Source organism: Chryseobacterium salivictor, from assembly GCF_004359195.1.
Taxonomy (GTDB): domain Bacteria; phylum Bacteroidota; class Bacteroidia; order Flavobacteriales; family Weeksellaceae; genus Kaistella; species Kaistella salivictor.
In genome coordinates this window covers 2198081-2219440 of the sequence record NZ_CP037954.1, presented here as the reverse complement: position 1 = coordinate 2219440, position 21360 = coordinate 2198081, and the positions used below count along the sequence as shown (strand labels likewise).

Here is a 21360-nt window from a genome sequence, read left to right as displayed (position 1 = left end):
TTTAAATTTTTAAAATTTCAAATTTACTCCTAATACAAAAGATCGCAATGTTGGATATGCATCTAACTCAACACCGGTTAATCCATAAGGATCCCCATTGGCATTAAGTTCTGGCGAGAACCCAGTAAATTTCTGCGTGATAAATGGGTTAACAGCACTCACATAGACCCGTAAAGAAGATAAATAATCAACTGGTTTAGATAAGGTATATCCTAATGCAATATTATTAATTCTAAAGAAATCACCTGATTCTAAATAATAATTTGATGCTAATGGCACTGCATTGAAAGGCGCAGGATTGGATGAACCCGTATTGGTACTGCTGTAGAAATCTGTAGCTACATTGTATTCGATATTTTCACCATCAAAACGCTGTGCTTTTTTACCATTATATACTTTAGCTCCAAATGTTCCGTAGCCATTTACAGAGAGATCAAGTTGTTTGAAAGTTACACCTAAATTGACACCGTACGTAGAAGTAGGCATATAAGAACCGAAGAATTTACGATCTGCTAAATCATCAGCACCAGTTTTTCCATTCCCGTTAGTATCAACATAAGTAAATTTACCATCGGTATCAATTCCGCTCACCTCCCATAACCAGAAACTACCTAATGGTTGCCCAACAGCAATATCACTAAGGTACTTGGTATATTGTCCGTTTGCTAAATCACCTCCTTTAATAGGATTTACATTCTCATTAGCAAGTTTGCTTAAGTTATTCTTGTTGTGTGAAAAATTTCCGCTTAGGTTATAACCCCAGTTTTCATTGATTTTATCATCCCAGCTCAGCATCAGTTCGAAACCTTTGTTGGTTACTTCACCCAAATGAGCATATCCATTTTGAGAAATTCCAGAAGTTGAAACAGGAATCATTGCTAAAATAATATTCTTGGTGATTCTGTTATAGAAATCCACGGAACCTTTTAACTTTCTGTTCACCATTTCAAAATCAAGTCCTGCACTGGATTCTTCTGTTATCTCCCAAGACAGATTAGGATCATAAATTTTATCTAAAGTTGTTCCGTTGGAAATGGCATTACCATTAAAAGCATAGTTGTAATGGTCTCCACTGGCAAAAGGCAGATAATTGCTCGGGATATTCTGGTTTCCCAGTCTTCCCCAACCGCCTCTTAATTTCAACATATTTAAGAAAGAAACGTCTTTAAGGAAAGACTCTTCAGAAACCACCCAACCTGCTCCGAAAGCAGGAAAAGTTCCCCATTTATTACCTTCGGCAAATTGTGATGAACCATCTCTTCTAATCGTCGCCGTTAATAAATACCGATTCATTAATTTATACTGTGCTCTGGCAAAATAAGAATTAGTGGTATTTTTATTTCCATTTACACTATATAAAGAGATTAGCTGATCCAGATAATTCGTTCCCGACAGATCCCAATAATTACTGTTAAGAACCATATTTTTTCGGGTAGTACTTATTGTATTTTCCCCATCGCGTACTGCTGCTTCAGTACCTATCGTAGCTTCAATATCATGAATTCCGAATTTTTTGGCATAGGTTAAGTAATTGGTTAAGCTCCAATTAAAATAATCTTTTTTCTCATTAAATAAGGTATTCACATTATCAGTCGGTTTGTAATCAGAAACTTTTCTCGTAGGATCAGCCGCTAACCAAATGCTCAACAAATCGGCATAGTTATAACTCTTGAAATTATAGTATTCACCAGAGAACTGAGATGTAAATTTAAGATCTTTCATCAGATTAAGGTCTAGTTTTAAACCTCCCTGCAGCTGCATTGATTTTTGCTTTTCATTAAATAAATTCAGCTGTGCAACCGGATTTCCAACATTATTAAAGGAGGAACCTGTCGGCGAAGCAAAACCGTTTGCTCCTACGAATGAAACGCCATACTGACCACCCGGAAAATAAACCGGCACAAGAGGCGACTGTTTATAAGCAGCAGTAAAAGCACTCAAAGGTTTTGGGGTAACATTGGTAAACGCAACTGATAATGTTTGGGTAAGCACAATACCTTTGGATACCTTAAATTCATTATTCGTTCTTATCGTACTTCTGTTATAATCAGTTCCCTGTAAAATTGCTTTTTCGTCATAATTTCCTAAACTCAAGAAATATTTCGCATTTTCCGAAGCTCCTGATAAAGATAAGTTATGTTGATTGAAGGTTCCAGTTCGGGTTATTTCTTTAAACCAATCTGTATTAACCGGTTGATCTTGGGAGAATTTGGTCATCTGCAAAGCGGTATTCGTATAAAAAGAGAACAGGTTACTACCTGCCATTTTCACTTTTTTCAACGGCATTCTTACTCCTGCCAAACCATCATATTCTACAGAAATCTTTTTACCTTTTCCGGATTTTGTCGTGATGATAATCACACCATTTGCGGCTCTATTTCCATAGATTGCAAGTGCAGAAGCATCTTTCAGGACGTCGTACGTTAAGATATCATTGGAATTGATATTATTGATATTATCAGCAAAAAGGCCATCAACTACATACAGCGGATTTCTACCACTCAGTGCCGTACCCAAACCACGAATAATAACTGATGGTGTCGAGCCTGGCAAATCAGAAGCAATTACAGTAACTCCTGCCGCTTTTCCCTGGATTGCCTGCGTCGCATTTAAAACCTTTGTTTTACTGAGTTCCTCTGCATTGATTGAGCTTATTGAAGTAGTATTATCCACTTTTTTTCTCGTTCCATAACCAATCATCACCACTTCCTCAATGAGTTGTTCTTTGATTGCGGTGTCCTTGCGAGTTTCCTGCGCGCCAACATTAACACCGAAGTATAGCGCCGCTATTAAACAAGGAAATTTTAGATTACTGTTTTTCATATTTAAAGTTTTATCTATATTTAATAAAGCCATTATCTGTTTATAACCCTATTAGTTCTAACTCTTTCAAAGTTATATAAAATTTATGCAATGTTAACGAGAATATAATTTTATTATAATTTTTGTTAATGACATTAATCATTACCCGTAATTTTTTTGGCGTATTATTTGACTACAATAAAAATACTTACTTAAGAAAATCATTATGAGAAGAAATACAATATTAGTGGCCACAATGGCCATCGCAACAATCGGAACTACGACACAGTCATGTATGGCTATAGCAACCTCAAGTGTTGGCTTAGCTGTATTAAAACAAATTTTATTAGGCGGTATTACCAAAGGTTTAAATATCTTCAGCAGTAAAGACAGTTTTTTGGGAAATCAACTCATCGAAGCCGCATTGCCACAACAGTTAAGAGATATTAATAATACTTTGCAAAAAGTAGGGTTAAATAATCTGGTTCAAAAAGAAAAAGAATATATCGCGAGCGCAGCAGCATTCACCGTTGATATTTCGCGGCCAATTTTGATAAATGCCGTCAATTCTTTAACAGCAGAAGATGCCGCAAGAATCGTACAGGGAGGAAGTGGCGCCGCAACACAACTGTTACGGGAAAGAACTTCGGCACAATTGATGGCCGCGATCGCACCAAAGGTTGATGCAAAACTGAACGAGTTCGGATTAGTGCAGTCTTTGAATTCTGCATTGTCAGGAACCAATATTTTAGGAAGTATTTTCGGTGGTCAGAACAGCAATAATTTAGCGACGGGGTCAATAAGCAAATTCGCCGCTCAGCAAATGGTCAACGGGCTTTTTAATATTATTGAAAATCATGAGCAGCAAAATTCAAATACGATTCTTAATTCACTTAACGGATCGCGATAAAAAATATATTTAACTATCTTTGAAGTCCGGTTCAGTCCGGATTTTTTTTAACTAAAATAAATATAAAATGGCTAATATTATTGAAAACGAAGATCATAAAAGCCCAGAAGATTTCTACATTTCTTTAAAAGAAAAACTGGAAGCCACTCACAATTTCCCCGAAGATTATCAGTTCAAATTCATTGTTTTAAATGAAGAAAAAAAAATCACAGAAATTTACCGTGTTTTTGATGATATGAAATTTACCCTGACAACACGGGACAGCAAAAACGCAAAATATACCTCGCTCAGTATTATGGCTTTTGTCCTGGATGCTGAACATGTAATTTCCGTTTATAAAAAAGTGGGCGAAATCGAAGGAGTGATGTCCCTTTAATTAACGGTATGAACATATTAATCACAGGCGGAACAGGACTGGTCGGAAAAGCACTAGTCAAAAAACTGGAAGCGCATCAACATTCTGTAAGAATTCTAAGCCGCTCAAAAAGTAATGAGAAAAATGAATTCTACTGGAATGTTGCTAAAAAAGAAATCGACGAAAAAGCTTTTGAAAATCTCGACTGCATTATTCATCTGGCGGGCGCAAACATCAGCGAAAGATGGACTGCCGATTATAAAAAAGAAATGCATTCCAGCAGAATTGATTCTGCCAACCTGCTTTTTGATTATTGCCGGAAAAAGAAAATCCATTTAAAATCATTCATTTCTGCTTCGGGAATTAACTATTACGGAACGTTTACTTCTGACCAGATTTTAACTGAAAATTCCGGAATTGTAAAAACTGATTTTCTTACAAAACTTTGTGAAGACTGGGAAAAAGCTGCGGACCAATTCTCTGAAATTTCTGACAGAGTGGTTTGTTTGCGGACAGCCATGGTTTTATCAAAAGAAGGAGGAGCATTTCCGATGCTGAAAAAAACCGTCGATTTGAATGTGGGTTCTGCCGTGGGATCCGGTAAACAATGGATGAACTGGATTCATATCGATGATCTGGTCAATATGTATGTAACCGCTGTTGAAAATTCTGCAATCAATGGAAAATACAATGCGGTCGCTGATGAAACCATAACGAATATAGACTTCATGAAAAAACTGGCAAAAGCTTCGGACAAGTTTTTTCTTCCTTTGAACGTTCCGTCTTTTGTACTGAAAACAGTTTTCGGAGAAATGAGTTCGATTATTTTAGAAGGCAGCCGGGCAGACAACAAAAAAATCAAATCGCATGGATTTGATTTTAAATATTCACATCTCGACGATGCTTTCAAAACGTTAATTTAATTAATTCTCGATAAAGAGTTTTACATTTTCGATAGGACGGCCGATCATTGCCACCGAACCTTTAATGATTACCGGTCTTTGAATCAACTCCGGATTTTGAATCAACATCTGGATCAAATCCTCATCCGATAAATTCTGATCTTTAAACTGATCTTTATATAACTTCTCATTTGTTCTCACCAAATCCTTTACCGGACAGTGAAGTTTCTTCAAAACAGTCCGAAGCTCCATTTCGGTCAGCGGCTGACTGATGATATCAATAATTTCAAAAGGAATCCCGTTTTCATCCAGATATTCTAAGATACCGCGACTTTTCGAACAGGAATTATTATGAAGAATTTTAATCATTTTTATTTAAATTAAAAAGTTAGCGCAAAGATTTTGAAACTATTTATAACACCTCAAATGATGGTACTTCGTTTTCCCATATTAAAGAAAAATTTAAAACAATCCGTGCAACTCAGTTTCTATTCTTTGCAGAATTAAACCAAAATCTTCAGGTCTCTCCACAAAATCCAAATCATCTACTTCGATGACCAATAGTTTTCCTTCGCTATATTCCGCAATCCAACTTTCATATTTCTGATTCAGTTTTGAAAGATATTCAATCGAAATTGACGCTTCATAATCACGCCCTCTTTTGTAGATTTTCTTCACCAGATTGGGAACATCAGACTTTAAATAAATCAATAAATCAGGTGCCGAAACAAAACTTTTCATCAGATGAAAGACGGAGGAATAATTGGCGAAATCACGGTCAGTCAACAATTCCATGTCATTTAGATTTTCAGCAAAAATGTGTGCATCTTCATAAATCGTACGGTCCTGAATGACGCTTTTTCCGCTGTCCCGAATTTCTTTTACCTGGCGGAATCTACTTCCCAAAAAATAAATTTGTAAGGCAAAACTCCATTTGCTCATATCGGCATAAAAATCCTCCAAATAAGGATTATGATCTACATCTTCAAATTGCGCTTCCCAACCGTAATGTTTTGATAACATAGTGGTTAAAGTCGTTTTTCCCGCGCCGATATTTCCTGTAACAGCAATGTGCATTTCTAAATTTTATTTAATGAATCAGTAATTTATATTCGAAAAAAAGTCGTTGAATTAAACACTTAATAAATTTCTGTTATTCAACTGAAAGAAAACTGCTATTTAATTCCGACCTCTTTTTCGAGGGGGTAAAGATAAAGTTTGTTCCCTTTGATAACAAAATAAGAAGCAGAGTTTTTATCCACAATTTGTGAATTGTCAGCCTTAAAAACCGTTTTCAAAGCGTGCTCTTCTATTTTATAGATGGCGGTTTTGGAAACAACAAAGATCCGGTCATTTTCGCGTCGAAGTTTCCGGCCATTTTCCAGCTCAAAATCAGCTGTTTTCTCTGATTTGAAATTATAAACCGACAGATGATCACCAAATAAGAAATAAACCTTTTTTTCGAAAATTAAAAGATCGGCGACATTTTCAAAATTAAAATCAAATGAAAAGGTATTGATGATACGGTCGTCCCGGAAATTGTACTGGATCAGCCGTTTCGTACTTTCATCTAACAGCCACACCTGCTGCAGATCTTCGACATAAGCGGTTTTTATAAAACCAAATTTCTGCCGCAAATTAATGGTTTGAATCTGATTTAAATTTTGGTCGAAAAACTTTAATTCCTGTGCATTTTCAGAAAACGAGGGAATATTTAAAGGATTCTGCACCGACTGAATCCGAAACGGCAAAGTCAACATCAGTTTCGCTTTTTGGTTTCCCAGTGAATCGTATTTGGTAAAACTGAAATCTTTGTTTTGGTACAGATAAATATTTCCGTAATTATCTGCAAAAAGATCCTTGGCGGTGCTTACTCTTAAAGTATCAAACGGCAGCGTTTTCTGCGCAGTGAGTGAACAAAATAACAACAGGCATACAATTTCACCAATCTTCAGCATCCATTTATTTTATCGAAACCTCATAAATCTTAGACCATAATTTTCCGGTAACCAACATATGATCACCTTTGAACGCGATACCGTTTAATACATCGTTGGTTGCATCTTTGGTATTCAGTTTTGCGATTTCGGTAAAATCGAATTTGCCAACCACTTCCCCGTTTGCGGGATTTATTTTAAGGATAATGGGTTTCTGCCAAACATTGGCGTAAATGAATCCTTTGTGATATTCCAATTCATTGATCTGATCATAGGCTTCTGTATTTCCTGCGACAGAAATATACCGCACCATTTTTGATGGATCAGAAACACTCAGAAAATAAATATTTTTTGTTCCGTCGGAAGCGATCAGATTTTTGCCGTCGTAAGTCAAGCCCCAACCCTCTCCCATCACGTTGGGATAAAGAAATTCACTTATTAATTTCAGGGAATTTTTATCGTACACAAATCCTTTCTTATTTCTCCAGGTCAACTGGTAAATTTTATCGCCAACAATCGCACAACCTTCCGAGAAAACGTCATCCGCCTGCGCAGTCTGTACAATTGGAGTGGTTGTTCCCAAAGTATATTTCCAGATTCTGGATTCGCCCATTTGCCCGTCCGATTCATAGATCGTACTGCCCTCGATTTGGAAACCCTGCGTAAAACTTTTGGGATCGTGTGGGTATTCTTTTATAATTTCGTAAGATAATTTTGTTTCCGGGTTTTTAGCAAAAACATTAATGGTTGCATCCTGATTTAAAATCTCACCGCCTTTTTTCTTTATATTAAAAGTAACCTGATTATCTCCTAAAGTAAAATATGCGGGATCAACTACCAGCTTTGAGGTTTCTTTGTCACCAAAACTAATCGAGATACTTTCAGCATTATCGGTAACCTCTTTCGGAAGCTCTAAATGATCACCAAAATGATATCCTTTGCTTTCCATCGAAAGATTATAGTCATTTAAAGTATTGAGGATTTCCTTGTCTTTATTACAGGAAACAAGAAAAACCAAAGCAAAAACGGTGGAAATAATTCTAATCTTCATTCAAAAATTTTTTCAAAAATACTGAATTTTACTTACACATAACGTTCCAAAGATTCCCCAAACAAAATAATAATTATATTTGCTCCACTTATTTCTTTAAAAATGAAAAAAACTCTTGCCCTTCTTATTTTTACCTCTGCGGTTTTTTCTGCACAGCAATTCACAAAACAAGATTCGTTAAAAGGCTCTAATACCGAATTCAGGAATTTCTGGGATGTCAAAAAGTATGAAATTTCTGTGGAACCCAAGTTCGCAGATCAGTCGGTTTCCGGTACCAACAAAATTACTTTTGAAATTTTAAAAGACATTAAAAATCCTGTATTTCAAATTGATCTGCAGCAGCCGATGAATTATAAAATCATCGGTTCTGACGCCAAATCATATTCTTCAAAAAGAGAAGGTGATTTTGTTTTCATTACGGCGAAGAAAAATTATAAAAAAGGTGAAACGCATTCTTTCACCATACAGTTTTCCGGAAATCCTGTTATTGCCAAAAATGCGCCTTGGGACGGTGGCTGGGTTTTCAGGAAAGATGCCCACGGAAATCCGTGGATGTCGGTGGCGCAGGAAGGAATCGGCGCTTCGGTATGGCTGCCCTCAAAAGACCTCTGGAGTGACGAACCCGACAATGGAATGATTATGAAAATCATTACCCCAAAAGATTTGGTTGGTGTAGGGAATGGAAGATTGATTGCCCAAAAATCTAAAAAAGACAAAAAGGTTTATACGTGGGAAGTTAAGAATCCAATCAATCTTTATTCTATCGTTCCTAATGTTGGGAAATACGTCAATTTTAAAGAAACGTATGCGGGCGAAAAAGGTGCGCTTGATTTGGATTACTGGGTTTTGGACTATAATCTGGAGAAAGCCGAAAAGCAGTTCCAACAGGTTAAGCCGATGATGAAAGCCTTTGAACACTGGTTCGGACCTTATCCTTTCTACGAAGATTCTTATAAACTGATAGAAACGCCGTATCTTGGGATGGAACATCAAAGCGGAGTCGGATATGGAAATAATTACGAAAACGGTTATTTAGGCCGTGACTTATCAGGAACCGGAGTTGGGTTAAACTGGGATTTCATCATCATTCATGAAAGCGGTCACGAATGGTTTGCCAATAATATCACCGCAAAAGACAAGGCAGACATGTGGGTTCATGAAGGTTTCACCAACTATTCGGAAACCTTGTTTGTAGAGGATTTTATGGGCAAAGCAGCAGCTGAAAAATACGTGGTCGGAATCCGTAAAAACATTAGAAATGACGAACCGATTATTGGTCCTTACGGAGTTGCAAAATCAGGAAGCGGTGATATGTATTACAAAGGATCCAATATGATTCATACGATTCGCCAAGTCATTAATAATGATGAAAAATTCAGAGAAATACTGCGTGGTTTGAATACAGATTTCTATCATCAAACCGTTACTTCGAAACAGGTTGAAGATTATATTTCTACAAAATCAGGGATTGATTTCTCTACTGTATTTGACCAATATTTAAGAACGACCAAAATTCCGACTTTAGAATATTCACAAACCGGAAATACTTTAAAATACCGCTATACGCAGATTGTAAAGGATTTAAAATTGCCGCTCAGAATTAACGGTAACCAGGAAATCAATCCGACTGAAAATTGGCAAACGGTGGCATTATCGTCCGCAGATCCTGTAAAATTTGATGAGAATTATTACATTTATTATTCTCAGCAAAAATAAACGGTATAAAAAATACACCTCGTTTTATAAAATAAAAAATGCCGCTTCTTCTGGAAACGGCATTTTTTTCTTTTGGTAAAACAAACAAAAACTAAGAATTTCTCATGGTAATTCTGAACGTTGTTCCCACGCCAATTTCGGTTTGTGCAATTTTGATATCGCCACGGTGGTATTCTTTAATGACTCTTTTTGCTAAAGACAAACCAAGTCCCCATCCTCTTTTTTTAGTGGAATAACCTGCTTTGAAAGCATTTCTTGCTTGGGCTCTTGTCATTCCTGAGCCAGAATCTTTAATATCGATCACAATGTTTTTGCTTTTTTCGTAGAGTTCGATTTCAAGGCGGCCTTCTCCTCTCATCGCATCGACGGCGTTTTTAACAATATTTTCAATCACCCAGCTCAGCAGAATTCTGCTGTGTGGAATCAGGATCTGTTCTTTTGGCAAGATCAGCATAAAACTTACTTTCCGCGAAATTCTCGATTTCAGATAATCGTAATTCTGTTGAATTGTTTCATTGATATTCAAATCATTAAGCTCGGGAACGGAACCGATTTTCGAAAACCTTTCCGAAATTGTTTTGAGCCGGTTGATGTCATTTTCGATTTCTTTTACGCCTTCACTGTTTTCATTTTCCATGCGCAGGATTTCGATCCAACCGATCATTGATGAAAGCGGCGTTCCGATCTGATGCGCAGTTTCCTTTGCCAAACCAGCCCACACGTAACCTTCATCGGTTTTCTTGATCGTCCGCAGAAACCAGAAAGAAAAGAAAATATAAGCCAAAATAAGCAGTCCTAAAATATAGGGAGAATACCGTAAATTATTTAACAAATTGGAATTGGTGTAATAAACATACTGATTATTCCCATCCGGCATCTGCAGTTCAATAGGACTGTATGAACCCGCCATTTTATTGATCAAAGCCTGCATTTTCTGAGGATCATTCTGAATCTCTTCCGGGATATTTCTTTGAAAATCAATACCCAGTGGCTTTTTATTTTTATCGGTAACAATTACAGGAATTGTATTATTGGTTTTATTAATCTGCAGAATCAAATCCAAAGTCATGGGATCTTCGATGATTTCATTCTGCTGATATTTGATCGTGGTCGCAAAAAGTTCAATCCTTTTGATTTCCTCTTTCCGCAAATAATTAATCAGAACAACAGAAGCCACAACCACGCCGGCAACGGCCGATGTAAGCAAAATATAAATAATCCAGTTATTGAGTTTCGAAAAAATTCCGCGTCTCTTCATTGCACGAAAATACAACTATTTTAAAACGTTCAGCACCTGCAATAATGCGTCGCTGACATTGCCGCCCTGATAATTATTAATAATGACTGCGAAAACATATTTTTTTCCGTTTTTCGAAGTATGGTAGCCGGCAAATGATTTGGTGTCTTTCATGGTTCCACTTTTCAATTTCATGCCATTTCCCTGAGTCGGAAATCCTTCATAAAATTCATTAAACCAAGGTTGTTTTTTACTGTAAATCAACGACTGCACTTCTGCTTTTGCCGAAACGTAGTTTTGCGGAGAAAGTCCACTGCCGTCTGCAAAATTGATCATGGCCGGATTAATTCCTTTCGATTTCCAGAAATCTTTCAGGTAGGAAATTCCAGCATCAAAACTTCCTTCATTTTTCTTTTCTTTTCCTAACGTTTTAATTAAAGTTTCCCCATAAAAATTGATGCTTTTCCGCATAAACCAAAAGATAATTTTATCTAAAGTCGGCGACTTATATTCAAGCAAAAGATTATTCTTGGGAACGGCAGTTATTTTCTCCCCATCAATTCTCTGTTGAGAGGCAGAAGTCACTTTTCCGTTAAATTCAATTCCGGATTCTTTCAGCCAACTTTTTATTTCCTGTCCTAAAGTTAAAGGAGGATTTGGAGTTGCTCCGGAAACCGTAATCCCTTTAGAAGGCAAAATTCCGTTAATATAAGCTACGTTCGAATGAGGCGCAGTATAAATTAAACTTTGGTCAGAAGTTCCGCCTGTTTCAATATCATTCACCCATTTCACATTGGTTAAATCGACATTTAATTTTTTGATTTCGCCGCCGAGTATCTGCATATCGAACTGATTTTCGCGCCAATTGATTCCCCAAACTCCGGCTCCGTAATAATTCCCAAGGTCATTCCAGGGCCAACCGCCGGGAGTCGCGAGAAAATCGAAATAGGAATCGTCAATAATCAAATCACCGGAAATTTCGGAAATCCCTTTTTCCCTTAAAGACTGAATTAATTTTTGTTTAAAATTTTCTGGTTTATATCCATCATATCGCCAACTTCCCAAAGTGGGATCACCGGTTGAAGTAATGAAAAGATCGCCCGCTAAAAAGCCTGAAGAAATCGTCCCGGAATAATAGGCTCTGGTGACATATTGAAAATCTTTGCCTAAAGTTTCTAAAGCTGCAGCGGCCGTAAATATCTTTTGCGTAGAAGCGCTGGAAAGTCCCGTATTACCGTTGTTTTCATACACCAAATTGCCGCCATCGTCCGCCACATATATTGAAACAATTGAGGAATATGCAGAGGCAGAAGCTAATAATTTCTTGGTTGCAGCATCTAAATTATGTGAAATATTCTGTGTAAAACAAAACTGAGAAATCAATAGAACAAAAGGGATCAGCTTCTTCATTTTTACTTTTTTTGTGCTCAAATATAAAGAATTATATTTTTTAATAGTTAAATATATTAACAATATATCCTTTCGTTTTCAATTAATACATAATAACTATCGTTTTTACTTGTATTTTTCGCATTAAATATGTAAACTTTGTATTGTAAATTTAAAATTTAGAATAATGGCATCAATCATCACAGGCTTATTTGAAAGCCAAAGTCAGTCTCACCAAATTGGTCAGGACTTGGAAAATGCAGGTATTCAGAATCAGGATTACATTCTATATTTGCATGAAGAGAAAATTCATAAAAAAGTAAAAACCTCTATCTGGCAATATTTTTTTAAAGACAAAACCGAACTTGAAGACGACAGTTTGGTGGTCAGTGTAAAAGTAAAAGATCCGGAACAAATCGAAAAGGTAAATGAAGTCTTTTCAAAAAACAACTGCATTCATCAAAACTATTTTGAACATATAAAATTTCGCGATGCAAAATCTTTAGATATTCTAAAAAAAATAGTGGCGTTACGTGCAAAAGCAGAGATCTTCAATGCACCGAGCCTTAATTACCGCGGTCAATCTGAAGGAATCAATACTGAAGTCAATTTTGGAAATTCCACAGAATCATAATTTTGTTCATGTATTTTAGCATTTTTTTCTGCGGATCTATTGTAAATTAAAAAACCAGCGAATTTTTCGCGAACCATATTTAAACCTCATATTACAACTATTTAACAGATTTAACCGGGAGCCTTTCAAAATTTGAAAGGTTCTTTATTGTTTAAAGATCAGTGGACTACCTCATTTTAAACCTTCCCTTTCCGTAAAATCACTTTTCTCTCAAGAAAAATCTCTGCACTTTTTGAGACTTGCATTCTCAGACACCCGTTGTTTATAATCACCCCGGATATGATTTCCGGATGTCCAGGCTTCATTCTAAACCCAGTTCCTTTCTATACATTTTTTGGGTTTTATCCACCATTTTGGACTTTTTTTTCTTATTTTCGTGTCCTAATTGGCTTACATACATGGTTTACGATTTAGAACAGGAAAATAAAGAAATTCTCGCAAGGTATAAAGATTTAATCACCAATACGTATCGCAACCTGGATGAGGAACAGAATAAACTCATCCGGAAAGCCTTCGATATTGCTCTAGATGCCCATAAAGACCAGCGCAGAAAAACAGGCGAACCTTACATCTATCATCCGATTGAGGTAGCAAAAATTGTGGCCAACGAAATTGGGTTGGGTGCTACATCGATTGCGTGTGCACTTCTTCACGATGTAATCGAAGATTCTGATTATACTTACGATGATCTCAAAAAAATATTCGGAAAAAAAATTGCAGATATTGTCAACGGACTGACCAAAATTGCGGTGATGAATCACCAGAATATTTCGATACAGTCAGAGAATTACCGCAAGCTTTTGCTCACTCTTTCCGAAGACTTCCGGGTGATTTTAATTAAAATTGCAGACCGGCTGCACAATATGCGGACCCTGGAAAGTATGACGCCGGAGAAGCAGAAAAAAATCGCCTCGGAAACGGTTTATATTTATGCACCGCTTGCCCACCGCCTCGGTTTGTACAACATCAAATCAGAATTAGAAGATCTTTCTTTAAAATTTAATAATCCGGAAGTCTATTTCGACATTTCCTCGAAATTAGAACTGGCGAAAGAAAGCCGCGAAAAATACATCGAAGAATTTAAAAAAGAGGTATCGGAACAGTTAGAAGATGAAAATCTAAATGTTTCCATCAAAGGAAGAGCAAAAGCAATTTCTTCCATTTACCGTAAAATGCTCAAACAGGGAGTAACTTTCGATGAGGTTTTTGATAATTACGCCATCAGAATTATTTATAAATCGGATGCCAAAAACGAAAAATTTCTCGCCTGGAAAATCTATTCCATCGTTACAGACCTTTATCACAGTAATCCTCAGCGTATGCGGGATTGGATTTCTCAGCCGCGTTCTACGGGTTATGAAAGTCTGCATCTCACCATTTTAGGTCCCGATAAAAAATGGATTGAAGTTCAAATCCGGTCCGAACGGATGGATGATATCGCCGAAAAAGGTGTCGCAGCTCACTACAAATACAAGGAAGGTTACCAACAGAGTTCTGATGAAAAAAACTTTGAACGTTGGGTAAGAGAAATCCGTGAAGTGCTGGAAAATCAGCAGTCGATGACCACGACAGAACTTTTAGATGATATTAAACTTAATTTGTATTCAAAAGAAGTTTTTGTCTTTACGCCAAAAGGGGAAATAAAAACGCTGCCGATTGGCTCTACTGCTTTGGATTTTGCATTTTCGGTGCATTCGGATTTAGGAACAAAATGTCTTGGCGCGAAGGTAAACGGTAAATTAGTCCCTATTTCTTATGTTTTATTAAATGGCGACCAGGTTGATATTCTGTCCTCACAAAACCAAAAACCAAAAGTTGACTGGCTGGATTTTGTAGTCACTTCGAAAGCCAAATCAAAGATAAAAGCCATTCTGAATTCTGAGAATAACGGTTTGGTGGAAGAAGGAAAAGAAATCCTGCAAAGGAAAATGCGCCACGCCAAACTTAATTTCAACGATGAGGAAATTAATAAAATGCAGAAATTCTTTGAGTTAAAAAGTTCTCAGGAATTATTTCTCAAATTTCAAAATGGTGATTTAGACATCGGTGACATTAAAAAATATACCGAAGGAAAAGGAATTTTCAGTAATATCCTACAGCGTTTCCGCAAATCGCCCGTGAAAAACGAGCTCTTCACCGAAACCCCGGAAACCAATCTCGACATGATTGTTTTCGGAAAAGATGAGCAGAAAATGAATTATTCGTATGCGAAATGCTGTACCGTAATTCCGGGCGACAGAATTTTTGGATTCATCACTATTTCTGAAGGAATTAAAGTGCATAATGACAACTGTCCCAACGCGATAAACCTCCGTGCCCAATATGACTATCGGGTTTTACCGGCAAAATGGGTCAATGAGGAAAGTTTCAAAAACAGAATAAAAATTGAAATTGAAGGCCTCGACCGAATGGGAATGATCAACGACATTACGGCAGTCATAAGCAACAACATGAATATGGACATGAAAAGCATGTCGATTGAATCTAATAACGGCGTCTTTTTAGGCAGCATTAATCTGGAAGTGAGAAACCGAAGCCAATTGGACGAGACTTTCAAACAACTCAAAAATATCAACGGTGTTTCCCGTGTAAAACGGATGTAAAAACACCACTAAATAAAACCTATGCTCATCACCGAATATTTTAAAAAATTTCTTCACAGTTCACAATCTTCTGGAATACTGTTAATTCTTTGTGTTTTACTATCACTCTTTATTGCGAATTCTTCGCTCGGAGTTTCATTTCAAAATGTCCTGGATACTCATATCGGAACTGAAATTTTTCATCTTAATTATCCGCTGAGCATTTGGATTAATGACGGTTTGATGGCTATTTTCTTTTTGCTCGTTGGTTTAGAAATCAAACGGGAAATCGTAGAAGGTGAACTTTCATCCTTTAAATCTGCATCATTACCCATTATCGCGGCAATCGGCGGAATGGTGGTTCCCGCTTTAATTTATTATTTTTTCAATCACGGAACCGAATATGCAAATGGCTGGGCAATCCCGATGGCGACAGACATTGCGTTTTCTCTCGCCATTATTTCGATGCTTGGGAAACGGGCACCACTTTCTTTAAAAATATTTTTGGCTGCTCTGGCAATTGTGGATGATTTAGGTGCAATTATGGTGATCGCCATCTTCTATACCGACCAGCTTCACTGGGAATATCTGGGATTAAGCGCTGCAGTGGTTGTGCTGTTAATCCTGCTGAATTTCTTTAAATTCAAAAAACATATTTACTATATAATTCCCGGTTTATTTCTTTGGTATTTCATGCACCATTCGGGGATTCATGCGACGATTGCAGGCGTGCTTTTAGCCTTTACGATTCCAACCAATACTTCTACCACTGAAATTTCACCTTTAGAAAAATTAGAGCAGAAATTACATTTACCCGTCAACTTTCTGATCATGCCGATTTTTGCGTTGGCCAATACGAATATCACTTTTAAAGATGGGATGGTGGACGGACTTTTCAGCAACTTTGGGTACGGAATTATCTTTGGATTAATCTTCGGTAAAATCATTGGAATCAACTTGTTTTCCTGGATTTTCATTAAATTAAAAATCAGCAGTTTACCCGATAAAAGTTCCTGGTCTCAAATGTTGGGCGCGGGACTTCTGGCAGGTATTGGTTTTACCATGTCTATTTTTATTGGTTTACTTTCCTTCAAAGGACATCCTGAAATTCAGGATGAAGCCAAATTTGCCATTTTGGTCGCTTCTGCAATTTCAGGATTCGCGGGTTTTTCTTTGTTAAAGTATATTGGAAAAAAGAAGGAAATTCTGCAATAGAGCGTAGGATGACAGGCGGTTTTTATCTTTGAACAAAGATTTTTTCTTTATTTAACCCTAGGAAATTTTGATGTAATACTTGTCAATCATTGATCCATGGTAATATGATTGCGGTCTTCAATATCCTCGGTTTCTGAAACCAAATCTTTATCGAATTGCAAATCATTTGAGGTCATTTCTTCGGCAATCATTTTTTCGACACGAACTCTTTTAATGGCAATATTCAATTCATTTCCTAATAAAATTAAAATAATATTGATATTCACCCAAACCATTACCAAAATAATCGTTCCGATGGAGCCATAAAGAACATTGTATCTCGCAAAATTTCTCACGTAAATGGCAAAGAAATAAGTAACCAGCACAAATAAAACTGTAGTTAAAATAGCACCGGGAACAGCTTGCTTAAAGGTAGTAATCTTCAAACAACCTACCCAATAAAAAAGCGCCAACAAAATAAAGTAAAAGATCGGGAACGAAATAAATCCAATAATCTTCGACATATTATCGACCAACCAGGAAATATTAATTTGGGGTGTAAATAGTTTCAGAACCACTTCACTGTAATAGATTCCCAACAGGGAAGCAATAATCAGCAGAATAAATGCGATGGTGATCACGAAAGCCACCAGATATTCTTTAACAAGACCCCGTTGTAAATTGGTATTGAAATTAAAACCGTTAATCAAAGAATGTGTTCCATTTACCGCAAAAACCATTGCAAACACAATCGTCATATTGCTGATATTTTTGATATTCGGAATAATAAAATTTTGAATATATCCCGTAACATCGCTTTGCATACGGGCCGGCAAGATATTCTGCATCAATACTTCAAAAATATAAAACTGCAGTTTATCGTAATGCGGAAGATAGGGCAGCAGCGAAAGTAAAAACAGTATAAAAGGAAACAGGCTCAGGAAGAAACTCCACGAAATACTCGCTGCGCTTCTGCCAATCTGCATTTTAAAAACACCTTGTCCATAAATTTCAAACATTTTCCAAAGAGAAATTCCTAAAAAGGGAATATGAATCTTATCCAGAAAATTTTTTATTTTGATGATGAATTGCGGAGTTTTAATGCCCATTAATTTATATTTGCAAAACAAAGATATGAAATGCGAATTAATTTAGTCTGCATGGGCAAGACCGATGATAAAGAAATTACCAATCTGGTCCAATATTACCAAAACCGACTGCCAAAATACTGGAATTTTGAGCTCATCGAAATTCCCGATGTAAAAAACGCCAAAAACCTCAGTCCTGATTTACTCAAAAAGGAAGAAGGAAAATTGTTTTTAAATTTAATTGAAAACTCCGACACCATTGTCCTTCTCGACGAAAAAGGAAAACAGTTTACCAGCCGCGAATTCGCTGCCAAAATCGATAACTGGATGAGTTCCTCTGTGAAAAAAGTTTCCATTATTATCGGAGGTGCATACGGTTTTTCAGATGAAATGTATGCACGGGCTAATGAGAAAATGTCGCTTTCTAAAATGACGTTCACCCATCAGATGATCCGCCTGTTTTTTGTAGAACAAATTTACCGCGCCGATCAGATTCTCCAGGGAAAACCTTATCATAACGACTGATCTGAATTAAGTTTAATGGTAAATCGCAGCAACACTTTTATCAATTTGATAAACATTTGCTCATTTCACTATAAAATTGCTCTAATGGTACATTTTTTTCTTTGTACAAGAAAAAAATGTTATGGCATTAGAACAACTCGATAAATACACCAAGTTTTTTGGTTTCATTCTCAAATACTACAACAGTGATATTGTGAAATCTACAACGAATTCTGCAATGAATGAGATGACCTTGGAAGAAATTCCCAAAGATGATTTCAATGACCAACCGGAAGAACTTGTGGAAGATTTAAAAAGAATGGGTCCAACCTATGTTAAATTAGGACAACTTCTTTCAACAAGACCCGATTTATTGCCTGACAATTACTTGGTTGCACTTGCTGGATTACAGGATAATGTAGAAACCATTTCTTATCAAGAAGTAGAAAAGATTTTTGAAGAAGAAATCGGCGTTAAAATCAGCAAAGCATTTGTTGATTTTAATCCCGTTCCGTTGGCAAGTGCGTCTATTGGCCAAGTTCACAAAGCTGTTCTACATTCAGGCCGTGAGGTTGCAGTAAAGATTCAAAGGCCTGGGGTCCGCAAGAATTTTTTCGATGATCTGGATGCTTTGAAACAGATGGCGGCAATAGCGGTCTCACATTCCAAAGAGGCAAAAAAGTATGCAATTGACGATGTTGTGGAAGAGTTGCGCTACATTCTTCTCAACGAACTTGATTACCATAAAGAGGCACAGAATTTAATTGTCCTTAAAGAAAATTTAAAAGAATACAGCAACCTCGTCATTCCCCGACCTGTTGTCGGATATTCATCTTCTAAAGTATTGACGATGGATTTTATAGATGGTAAAAAAATCACGTCACTCGGTCATTTAAAAAAGTTAGAAACTGATTTTAATCCATTAATTGATGATCTTGTTGAAGCTTATTTAAAACAGATTATTGTAGATGGTTTTGCGCACGCCGATCCACATCCCGGAAACATTCATTTAACTTCCGATGACCAAATCGCTTTGATGGATTTGGGAATGGTGGCAAAATTCAGCCCTAAAATGATGGAAAAAATAATGATGTTACTGGTCGGAATGAGCAAAAAAGACGGCGACGCCATTACAGAAGCATTGTTAGAAATGAGCGACTATAATTCTGCGACGGCAAATATTGAAAACTTCAGAAAAAACATCAATAGACTTGTCTTAGAAAGCACAAGCACGAAAGCTGAAGATATGGAAACCGGTAGAATTGTGCTGCAGATGAATAGAATTGCCGCAGACGATGGAATAAAACTGCCGGTGGAACTGAATATTTTAGGGAAAATCTTATTAAACCTAGACCAGATCATTGCGGTATTAACTCCCAAGTATAATTTACAGCAAGCCATTCAAAAATTTATTCAAAGAATGGTCAATAAAAAAATAAAACAGGAATTAAAACCTGAAAATGTGTACGGGTTATTATTAGACAATAAAAAACTCGCTGAAAATTTACCGGGCCGCCTCAATAAAATCACAGAAAAATTAGCCAATAACGAATTTGAAATTAAGATTAATGCCATCGATGAAACACGCTTAACCGATGGTTTTCAAAAAGTTGCTAACCGCATTACCTCGGGGTTAATTATTGCCGCGATGATTATTGGAGCTGCATTACTTATGAGGATCCCGTCCTCCTACTCTGTTTTAGGATACGGAATTCTGCCTTTCATTTTTTTCCTGATTGCAATCGGACTGGGCCTTTTTCTTGTTTACAACATTATGTTTAAGGACCAAAGTTTCAGAAACGACAAAAACTCATGAACAAAAGATTGAAATTTTCAACCAGGCCTACTGCTGGCGGCAACTTTTTTTATTTCTAAAGTTTTTTATGTTTATTTTTGTCCTCTATGAAAGATTTGTCTTTAAGAACAGTCACCGTCATGCGGTATATTCTACCTCTGAGAGAAGGCGGCTCTTTGCCCGCACTTGCTGAAGCCGATGATGATTTTAAATATGTCTTAAAATTTCGTGGTGCGGGTCACGGCGTTAAGATGTTGATTTCGGAATTATTGGGTGGAAAAATTTCACAGGTTTTAGGATTGCCAATTCCCGAACTGGTTTTCGCCAACCTCGATGTCGATTTCGGAAGAACAGAAGCCGATGAAGAAATTCAGGATTTGCTGAAGTTTTCCGAAGGGTTAAATCTGGGACTGCATTTTCTTTCCGGAGCAATTGCTTATGATCCATCTGTAAAAGTTGATCCCTTTTTAGCATCGAAAATTGTTTGGTTAGATGGTTACATTACCAATATCGACCGTACTTTCAAGAATACTAATCTTTTGATGTGGCACAAAGAACTTTGGCTTATTGATAATGGAGCTTCCCTGTATTTCCATCATTCGTGGATGAATTTCGAAAAACATGCTTTAAGTCCATTTGCTTATATTAAAGACCACGTTCTTCTTTCTCAGGCAACCATGCTCGATGAAGCAGATCAGTTTGCAAAATCCGTTTTGACTGATGAAATTCTGCACGATATTGTAGCATTAATTCCATTGGATTGGCTGGACTGGAACGATACCGACGATTCGCCGGAACAGATTAAAGAAGTCTATTTCAATTTCCTGAAAACACGCCGCGATCATTCTGTAAACTTTATAAACGAAGCTCAACATGCAAGAGGTTAAAATTTACGAATACGCGGTCATTCGGCTCGTACCGAAAGTTGAAAGAGAAGAATTTTTCAACATCGGCCTGATTATGTTTTCGAAAAAAGAAAAATACATCCGTTTTGAATTTCACCTTTGTACAGAAAAGTTTCGGTCTATGAAAAGCAAAATCGATTTTGAAGATATTTTTAAAAATTTAGAAAATTTCAAACACGTTGCAGGCGGAGAAAAAGAAGGCGGCCCGATCGCTTTACTCGACATTCCTGAAAGATTCCGGTGGTTAACGGCAGTTAGAAGCTCTGTGATCCAAACCTCGCGACCGCATCCCGGGAAAACTGAGGATTTAGATGGAACTTTTGAGCGACTGTTTGAAGAATTGGTGAAATAAATAGAAA

General features: G+C 36.8%; 19 protein-coding genes. 11 read left to right on the top strand and 8 right to left on the bottom strand.

The genetic code is table 11. The features are described from left to right. Window positions 1-9: 9 nt before the first annotated feature. Complete coding sequence (locus NBC122_RS10105; RefSeq protein ID WP_133440252.1) at window positions 10-2823, bottom strand: SusC/RagA family TonB-linked outer membrane protein; 2814 nt, start codon at window positions 2821-2823, stop codon at window positions 10-12. A gap of 205 nt (window positions 2824-3028) precedes the next feature. On the opposite strand from NBC122_RS10105, the gene NBC122_RS10100 reads away from it, so the two are divergent. The 3 genes from NBC122_RS10100 (at window position 3029) to NBC122_RS10090 (ending at window position 4990) form a co-directional block, all read left to right on the top strand. Beyond that, entirely contained in the window at window positions 3029-3712 is a 684-nt protein-coding gene (locus tag NBC122_RS10100; RefSeq protein ID WP_133440251.1) for a DUF4197 family protein, read from the top strand. A 67-nt stretch (window positions 3713-3779) separates the two neighbouring features. Further along, entirely contained in the window at window positions 3780-4088 is a 309-nt protein-coding gene (locus NBC122_RS10095) for a DUF493 family protein (RefSeq protein WP_133440250.1), read from the top strand. Between the two features lie 8 nt (window positions 4089-4096). Continuing rightward, the gene (locus NBC122_RS10090; RefSeq protein WP_133440249.1) at window positions 4097-4990 is read left to right on the top strand and encodes a TIGR01777 family oxidoreductase; all 894 of its coding nucleotides are present in this window, start codon (window positions 4097-4099) and stop codon (window positions 4988-4990) included. Here NBC122_RS10090 and NBC122_RS10085 read toward each other — a convergent pair whose 3' ends face one another. The 4 genes from NBC122_RS10085 to NBC122_RS10070 form a co-directional block, all read right to left on the bottom strand. Further along, window positions 4991-5338 carry an arsenate reductase family protein gene (locus tag NBC122_RS10085; protein ID WP_133440248.1) on the bottom strand — a complete coding sequence of 116 codons (348 nt, stop codon included), beginning with the start codon at window positions 5336-5338 and terminating at the stop codon, window positions 4991-4993. A 93-nt stretch (window positions 5339-5431) separates the two neighbouring features. Continuing rightward, window positions 5432-6046, bottom strand: coding sequence for a deoxynucleoside kinase (locus tag NBC122_RS10080; RefSeq protein ID WP_133440247.1), 615 nt, complete (start codon window positions 6044-6046; stop codon window positions 5432-5434). A gap of 98 nt (window positions 6047-6144) precedes the next feature. Then, on the bottom strand, window positions 6145-6927 hold the full coding sequence (locus tag NBC122_RS10075) for a hypothetical protein (protein ID WP_246012338.1): 783 nt from the start codon (window positions 6925-6927) through the stop codon (window positions 6145-6147). A 4-nt stretch (window positions 6928-6931) separates the two neighbouring features. Then, complete coding sequence (locus NBC122_RS10070; RefSeq protein ID WP_133440246.1) at window positions 6932-7957, bottom strand: glutaminyl-peptide cyclotransferase; 1026 nt, start codon at window positions 7955-7957, stop codon at window positions 6932-6934. Window positions 7958-8059: 102 nt separating this feature from the next. On the opposite strand from NBC122_RS10070, the gene NBC122_RS10065 reads away from it, so the two are divergent. Then, complete coding sequence (locus tag NBC122_RS10065; RefSeq protein ID WP_133440245.1) at window positions 8060-9673, top strand: M1 family metallopeptidase; 1614 nt, start codon at window positions 8060-8062, stop codon at window positions 9671-9673. A gap of 91 nt (window positions 9674-9764) precedes the next feature. Here NBC122_RS10065 and NBC122_RS10060 read toward each other — a convergent pair whose 3' ends face one another. Next, window positions 9765-10931 carry a sensor histidine kinase gene (locus NBC122_RS10060; protein ID WP_133440244.1) on the bottom strand — a complete coding sequence of 389 codons (1167 nt, stop codon included), beginning with the start codon at window positions 10929-10931 and terminating at the stop codon, window positions 9765-9767. A 15-nt stretch (window positions 10932-10946) separates the two neighbouring features. After that, complete coding sequence (dacB, locus tag NBC122_RS10055; RefSeq protein ID WP_133440243.1) at window positions 10947-12320, bottom strand: D-alanyl-D-alanine carboxypeptidase/D-alanyl-D-alanine endopeptidase; 1374 nt, start codon at window positions 12318-12320, stop codon at window positions 10947-10949. A 166-nt stretch (window positions 12321-12486) separates the two neighbouring features. Between dacB and NBC122_RS10050 the strand changes: the two genes are divergently transcribed. From NBC122_RS10050 to nhaA, 3 genes are all read left to right on the top strand, one after another. Further along, the gene (locus NBC122_RS10050) at window positions 12487-12933 is read left to right on the top strand and encodes a hypothetical protein (protein WP_133440242.1); all 447 of its coding nucleotides are present in this window, start codon (window positions 12487-12489) and stop codon (window positions 12931-12933) included. A gap of 398 nt (window positions 12934-13331) precedes the next feature. Then, entirely contained in the window at window positions 13332-15536 is a 2205-nt protein-coding gene (locus NBC122_RS10045; protein WP_133440241.1) for a RelA/SpoT family protein, read from the top strand. 21 nt (window positions 15537-15557) lie between these two features. Next, the gene (gene nhaA, locus NBC122_RS10040; protein ID WP_133440240.1) at window positions 15558-16730 is read left to right on the top strand and encodes a Na+/H+ antiporter NhaA; all 1173 of its coding nucleotides are present in this window, start codon (window positions 15558-15560) and stop codon (window positions 16728-16730) included. 86 nt (window positions 16731-16816) lie between these two features. Here the strand turns inward: nhaA and NBC122_RS10035 are convergent, their stop codons facing one another. Then, window positions 16817-17818, bottom strand: a complete 1002-nt coding sequence (locus tag NBC122_RS10035) for a YihY/virulence factor BrkB family protein (protein ID WP_133440239.1) — start codon at window positions 17816-17818, stop codon at window positions 16817-16819. A 30-nt stretch (window positions 17819-17848) separates the two neighbouring features. Here NBC122_RS10035 and rlmH point away from each other — a divergent pair, with 30 nt between their 5' ends. From rlmH to NBC122_RS10015, 4 genes are all read left to right on the top strand, one after another. Next, entirely contained in the window at window positions 17849-18322 is a 474-nt protein-coding gene (rlmH, locus tag NBC122_RS10030) for a 23S rRNA (pseudouridine(1915)-N(3))-methyltransferase RlmH (protein WP_133440238.1), read from the top strand. Window positions 18323-18443: 121 nt separating this feature from the next. Then, window positions 18444-20117 (top strand): ABC1 kinase family protein, encoded by a 1674-nt coding sequence (locus tag NBC122_RS10025; RefSeq protein ID WP_133440237.1) that lies wholly within the window; start codon window positions 18444-18446, stop codon window positions 20115-20117. Window positions 20118-20203: 86 nt separating this feature from the next. Next, window positions 20204-20983, top strand: a complete 780-nt coding sequence (locus NBC122_RS10020) for a HipA family kinase (RefSeq protein WP_133440236.1) — start codon at window positions 20204-20206, stop codon at window positions 20981-20983. After that, window positions 20970-21353 carry a DUF3037 domain-containing protein gene (locus tag NBC122_RS10015; RefSeq protein ID WP_133440235.1) on the top strand — a complete coding sequence of 128 codons (384 nt, stop codon included), beginning with the start codon at window positions 20970-20972 and terminating at the stop codon, window positions 21351-21353. Before NBC122_RS10020 ends, NBC122_RS10015 begins: the two co-directional genes overlap by 14 nt. Window positions 21354-21360 lie beyond the last annotated feature (7 nt).

Coding starts and splice junctions, on each gene's coding strand:
- dacB (WP_133440243.1), bottom strand. CDS start 12,320: ATGAAGAAGCTGATCCCTTTTGTTCTATTGATTTCTCAGTTTTGTTTT.
- NBC122_RS10090 (WP_133440249.1), top strand. CDS start 4,097: ATGAACATATTAATCACAGGCGGAACAGGACTGGTCGGAAAAGCACTA.
- NBC122_RS10025 (WP_133440237.1), top strand. CDS start 18,444: ATGGCATTAGAACAACTCGATAAATACACCAAGTTTTTTGGTTTCATT.
- NBC122_RS10020 (WP_133440236.1), top strand. CDS start 20,204: ATGAAAGATTTGTCTTTAAGAACAGTCACCGTCATGCGGTATATTCTA.
- NBC122_RS10060 (WP_133440244.1), bottom strand. CDS start 10,931: ATGAAGAGACGCGGAATTTTTTCGAAACTCAATAACTGGATTATTTAT.
- NBC122_RS10080 (WP_133440247.1), bottom strand. CDS start 6,046: ATGCACATTGCTGTTACAGGAAATATCGGCGCGGGAAAAACGACTTTA.
- NBC122_RS10105 (WP_133440252.1), bottom strand. CDS start 2,823: ATGAAAAACAGTAATCTAAAATTTCCTTGTTTAATAGCGGCGCTATAC.
- NBC122_RS10075 (WP_246012338.1), bottom strand. CDS start 6,927: ATGCTGAAGATTGGTGAAATTGTATGCCTGTTGTTATTTTGTTCACTC.
- NBC122_RS10070 (WP_133440246.1), bottom strand. CDS start 7,957: ATGAAGATTAGAATTATTTCCACCGTTTTTGCTTTGGTTTTTCTTGTT.
- NBC122_RS10065 (WP_133440245.1), top strand. CDS start 8,060: ATGAAAAAAACTCTTGCCCTTCTTATTTTTACCTCTGCGGTTTTTTCT.
- nhaA (WP_133440240.1), top strand. CDS start 15,558: ATGCTCATCACCGAATATTTTAAAAAATTTCTTCACAGTTCACAATCT.
- NBC122_RS10095 (WP_133440250.1), top strand. CDS start 3,780: ATGGCTAATATTATTGAAAACGAAGATCATAAAAGCCCAGAAGATTTC.
- NBC122_RS10085 (WP_133440248.1), bottom strand. CDS start 5,338: ATGATTAAAATTCTTCATAATAATTCCTGTTCGAAAAGTCGCGGTATC.
- NBC122_RS10045 (WP_133440241.1), top strand. CDS start 13,332: ATGGTTTACGATTTAGAACAGGAAAATAAAGAAATTCTCGCAAGGTAT.
- NBC122_RS10015 (WP_133440235.1), top strand. CDS start 20,970: ATGCAAGAGGTTAAAATTTACGAATACGCGGTCATTCGGCTCGTACCG.
- NBC122_RS10035 (WP_133440239.1), bottom strand. CDS start 17,818: ATGGGCATTAAAACTCCGCAATTCATCATCAAAATAAAAAATTTTCTG.
- NBC122_RS10050 (WP_133440242.1), top strand. CDS start 12,487: ATGGCATCAATCATCACAGGCTTATTTGAAAGCCAAAGTCAGTCTCAC.
- NBC122_RS10100 (WP_133440251.1), top strand. CDS start 3,029: ATGAGAAGAAATACAATATTAGTGGCCACAATGGCCATCGCAACAATC.
- rlmH (WP_133440238.1), top strand. CDS start 17,849: ATGCGAATTAATTTAGTCTGCATGGGCAAGACCGATGATAAAGAAATT.